The sequence below is a fragment of the Streptomyces panacea genome, assembly GCF_040560175.1.
GTDB lineage: Bacteria > Actinomycetota > Actinomycetes > Streptomycetales > Streptomycetaceae > Streptomyces > Streptomyces panacea.
Genome location: NZ_JARJHW010000308.1, coordinates 1 through 4,833, shown reverse-complemented (window position 1 = coordinate 4,833; position 4,833 = coordinate 1). Strand labels below are relative to the sequence as shown.

Below are 4,833 nucleotides of genomic sequence, written 5' to 3'. Positions count from 1 at the left end.
GGCATCCCGGGCGGCCATCAACTCCCCGATGTGGGCGGCGAGGTCACGCAGTCTCGGGTGGGCGTAGACGGCCTTCACCGGCAGCGCCAGGGACAGTTCGGCCCGTACCCGGGAGACGAGCTTGATGGCGAGCAGGGAGTGGCCGCCGAGCTTGAAGAAGTTGTCGTCGGGGCCGATCGACGAGCTGCCCAGGACCTGCGCCCACACCCGGGCGATCAGCTCCTCCGCGCGGCCGTCGAGAGCGCCGCCGTCCGGTGCCGCGTCCGGCCCCGGCGGGGCCGCGGCGAGGCGGGACGGCAGCGCGGACCGGTCCAGCTTGCCGCCGGGCGTCGTCGCGAAGCGGTCCACGGCGACGAACGCCGACGGAACCATGTACGACGGCAGCGCGGCGGTCAGCGCGGCACGCAGCGCGTCGGCCTCCCCACCCCGGTGGTAGGCGATCAGGCAGGCGGTGCCGCCCGCGTCCTCGCCGAGGACCACGGCCGCCTCCGCCGCCCCGTCCGCCCGGGTCAGGGCCGCCTCGATCTCCGGGAGTTCGACGCGATGCCCGCGCAGCTTCACCTGGCCGTCGGCGCGGCCCAGGTAGCCAAGCCGGCCGTCGGGCAGCCGCCGGCAGCGGTCGCCCGTACGGTACGCGCGCCCGCCGGGGCCGCCGTACGGGTCGGCGACGAACCGTTCCGCGGTCAGGCCGGGACGGCGCCGGTAGCCGCGGCCCACCCGCGGGCCCGCCAAGTACAGTTCGCCGGCCTCCCCGGGGGCGACGGGGGCGAGGTTCTCGTCCAGCAGATACGCCCGCAGCCCGGGCAGCACCGTGCCGATGTGCGGCTCGCCCGCCCCGTCGATCCACCCGGCGGTGGCGTCGACGGTGCACTCGGTCGGCCCGTACATGTTGGCCGCCCGCAGGAGACCGGACCGGTGGGCGGCGGCCAGCCGGTCCCACAGCGCCGGGCCGATCGCCTCCCCGCCGACCAGCAGGGTCAGCGGGCGGGGCCCGCCGTCCGCGGTGAGCAGGTCGAGCAGCGGGTCGGCGTGCGACGGGGTGATGTCGAGGTCGGTCAGCGCACGCGCGTCGACGAAGGCGGCGAGCAGCGCGGGGTCCCGGCGGGTCTCCTCGTCGATCATGACGAGGGTGTCGCCGCGGCAGAGCCGTACCCACTGCTGCACGGAGGCGTCGAAGGACGGGGAGGCGTTCCAGCCGACCCGGCGGGCCTCGCCGCCCGCCGCGCCCGCACTCTCCAGCTCTCTCAGCAGCAGCGAGGCGGCACCGCGGCCTATCTCCACGCCCTTGGGCACGCCGGTGGAACCGGAGGTGTAGATGACGTACGCGAGTGTGCCGGCGGTGACCGGCAGGGGCGCGAACACGGCCGGGACGTGCGGCTGTTGGGCGGTCAGGTCGGCGACGGTGCGGGCCGGGGCGCCCGGGGCCGGGGGCCGGGAGCCTGCGTCGGCGAGGACCACCAGGTCGGCGCCGGAGTCCGCCACGAGATAGCGGCGGCGCTCCTCGGGCAGCGCCGGGTCGACCGGAAGATAGGCGGCGCCGGCGGCGAGGGTGCCGATGATCGCGGTGACCAGGTCGGCGCCGCGCGGCAGGCAGAGCGCCACGACGCTCTCCGGCCCGATGCCCAGGTCCGCCAGCCGGGCGGCGAACACGGCTGCCCCGGCGCGCAGTTCGGCGAAGGTGAGCAGGCGGTCGCCGGAGACGACGGCGGTACGTCCGCCGGGGGCGGCGGCGAGGCGGGCCATCAGGTCGGCCGCTCCGGTGCCGGCCGCGCACGCGTCGCAGGAGCAGGAGTTCGGGTGCCCGGCCGGGGCGGAGCAGGTGCCGCAGCCCGCGCGGGAGGCGGTCGCGTGGGGGAGCAGGGCGGAGACGCGCTCGGGGAGGACGGTGGTCATGACGGGCTCACGCTCCGTACAGGGTGTTGGAGGGCGCGGTGGTCGGGGAGCAGTCGGCCAGCGGCACCGGCTCACCCATGGCGACGAGGATCTTCCGGTCCCCGGTGAAGGACTCCCGGCCGTGCGCGGAAAGGATGTTGTCGACCAGCATCACGTCGCCGCGCCGCCAGCTCTCCCGTACGGTCACCGCCCGGTACACGTCGTTGATGGTGTCGACCTCGGCGTCGGTGAGCGAAGTGCCGTCTCCCAGATACGTGTTGAACGGCAGCCCGTCCGCGCCGAAGGTGTCGACGAGGACATCACGGACGTCCTCGTCGAGACTGCGGGCGTTCCAGAAGGCGAAGTGGTTGAACCAGGCACGCTCGCCGGTCACCGGGTGGGTGACGATCGCGGAGCGGAGCTGGCGGGTGCGCAGCGTGTCCTCGTCGAGCCACCGGTGACCGATGGCGTTGGCGTCGCAGTACTCCTCGGCGCCCTCGCGCTCGTCGGAGGAGAACGCCTTGCGCCACGGCATGCCCGCCATGTCGGAGTAGTTGCGCTCCAGCAGCCAGCCGGCCTCGGCGAACCGGGCCGCCAGGTCCGGCGGCAGCAGGGCGAGGGCCTTGCGCATGTCGCCGACGGTGGTCGCGCCGCCGGTCTCGGCCGCGATGACACAGCCGAACAGCAGCACACCGGGGAAGTCCAGGGTGTAGCTGTTCTCGTTGTGCAGGCGGATCGGCGCGACGGCCGGCAGATCGGTGGAGGAGAACACGCCCTCGCCGAAGTCGGTGCGCGGGGTGGCCTTCTCCTTGTATCCGGCCCGCTCGGTGATGAGCGCGTCACGCGCCTCGGCGAACGTCGCCGCGTCCTCGACCGGCAGTCCGCGCAGCATGACCGCACCGGAGCGGTGCAACTCGGCCTGGATGGCGGGGCGGTGGGCGGTGAGCCATGCGGTGGCCTCCGCCATGCCCGCGAACTCCGGCGTATGGACGATCACCGGCTTGCCGGGCTCCCGGATCGGGGTGATGCCGGTGGTGGTGGGCTGGGAGAGAGTCGTCACGGTATTTCCTCGTCCTTCGGTGGAAAGGGGTGTCGGGGAGTCAGCCGGCCGTGGCCGGGGTGTCGCGCAGCGTCCCGAGGACCGGGTTGAGGCGGGCGAAGAAGCCCGGCAGGTCCTGCTGGAAGTAGAAGTGGTCGCCCGGCAGCACCTGGGGCACGACATCGCCCCCGGTCACCAGGGACCAGCCGGCGAGCATGCCGGCCGGCACGATCGGATCGGCGTCGCCGCCGAACACGGCGACCGGGCAGTCGAGCCGTACGTCCGGAACGGTGCACCGGTAGGCGTCGTCGATGGCGAAGTCGGCCCGGATGGACGGCAGGACGATCTCGCGCAGCTCCGGCTCGTCGAGGATGCCGTCGTCGGTGCCGCCGCGCTCCTTGATGGCGGCGACCAGTTGGTCGTCGTCCAGCAGCTCCGGGTGCACCGGGGCCTGGTTGGGCAGCACCGGCGCCCGGCAGGCGGAGGCGATCAGCCCGCGGGGGGTGCGGCCGGCCGCCTGGAGGGCGCGGGTCACCTCGAAGGCGACCAGGCTGCCCATGCTGTGTCCGAGGACCACCAGATCGCCGGTGTCCGGCGGCAGCGACTCGACCACCGGCAGCGCCAGGTCGTCCACCGACTCGGGCAGGTCCTCGCAGTAGCGGGCGCCCCGGCCGGGGTACTGGCCGATCAGCAGCCGCACGTCGGACGGCAGATGCTCGCGCCAGACACCGTACGCGTGGGCGTTGCCCCCGGCGTGCGGCAGCACCAGCAGCGACAGGCGGTGCGGGGCGTCACCCGGCAGGTCCCAGACGACATCTTCGGCGGGGGGCGGGGTGGGATTCATGAACTCATCCGTTCTGTCCGGGTACGGCGGCGGAGGGCGGGTCGGGCCTTCTTGGCGGGGGCGGCCGTCAGGGATTCGACGTGCTCGGCGAGCCGGGCGGGGGTCGGGTGCTGGAAGAGGTCGCGGACGGTCAGCCGTACGCCGAGAGAACCGGCGATGTGGTTGGTCAGGCGTGCGCCCAGGAGCGAGTGGCCGCCGTGGTGAAAGAAGTCGTCGTCGATGGTGAGGACGGCGGGCGCGCCGAGCGTGCTGGTGAAGAGGGCGACCAGGGTCTCCTCCACCGGGGTACGCGGAGGGCGTCCGCCCGCGGAGGCGACGGCCTTCGGTGCGGGGAGGGCGCGCGTGTCGATCTTCCCGTTCGGTGTGAGGGGAAGCCGGTCCAGGGCGGTCAGGTGGGCGGGGACCAGGTGCTCGGGCAGCCGGTCGGCCAGGTGGCGGCGTACGTCGTCCGCCGTGAGGTCCGCGGAATCCGTGACGAAGTAGGCGGACAACTGGTCGTGGTGGGTGGTGAGGGTGGCCTGGGTGATGTGGGGGTGGGTGAGGAGGGTGGTCTCGATCTCGGCGGGTTCGATGCGGAAGCCGCGGATTTTGATCTGGTTGTCGGCGCGGCCGTCGTAGTGGAGGTTGCCGTGGTGGTCGTGGTGGGCGAGGTCCCCGGTGCGGTAGAGACGGCTGCCCGCCGGGCCGAAAGGGTGGGGGATGAAGTGGGTGGCGGTGATGTCGGCCCGCCCGTGATAGCCGTGGGCGAGACCGTCACCCGCGAGATAGAGGTCGCCTGTCGTACCCGGCGGGCACAACTTCAGCCGGCCGTCCAAGACATAGGCGGTCTTGTTGGTGAGGGGGGTGCCGATGGGGATGGTGGGGTGTGGCCGGTCTTTGGGCTGGATGGTGTGGGTGGTGGTGAAGCCCATGGATTCGGCGGGGCCGTAGCCGTTGGCGACAGTGATGCCAGGCCGGAGCTGCTGGAGTTTGTGGATGTGTGCGGGGGAGGCGGCTTCGCCGCCGGTGTAGGTGGTGGTGACGGTGGTGAAGGCCTGGGGGTGTTCGTCGGTGAGGTAGTTGAAGAGGCTGGCGGAGA

The 4,833-nt window shown here is 73.2% G+C and carries 4 protein-coding genes; all 4 read right to left on the bottom strand.

What is annotated here, in order from left to right:
• Positions 1-1,893: non-ribosomal peptide synthetase (locus tag P3L51_RS35115; protein WP_354609421.1), on the bottom strand; the 1,893-nt coding region annotated here is incomplete at its 3' end.
• Between the two features lie 7 nt (positions 1,894-1,900).
• Positions 1,901-2,932 (bottom strand): TauD/TfdA family dioxygenase, encoded by a 1,032-nt coding sequence (locus tag P3L51_RS35110; RefSeq protein ID WP_354609420.1) that lies wholly within the window; start codon positions 2,930-2,932, stop codon positions 1,901-1,903.
• A gap of 40 nt (positions 2,933-2,972) precedes the next feature.
• Entirely contained in the window at positions 2,973-3,755 is a 783-nt protein-coding gene (locus P3L51_RS35105) for a thioesterase II family protein (protein ID WP_354609419.1), read from the bottom strand.
• Positions 3,752-4,833 (bottom strand): non-ribosomal peptide synthetase (locus tag P3L51_RS35100; RefSeq protein ID WP_354609418.1); only part of this gene is annotated, 1,082 nt, incomplete at its 5' end. The genes P3L51_RS35105 and P3L51_RS35100, both read right to left, overlap by 4 nt.

Bases quoted from the DNA above. Each gene is read 5' to 3' on its own strand.
- P3L51_RS35105 (WP_354609419.1), bottom strand. From the start codon at position 3,755: ATGAATCCCACCCCGCCCCCCGCCGAAGATGTCGTCTGGGACCTGCCG.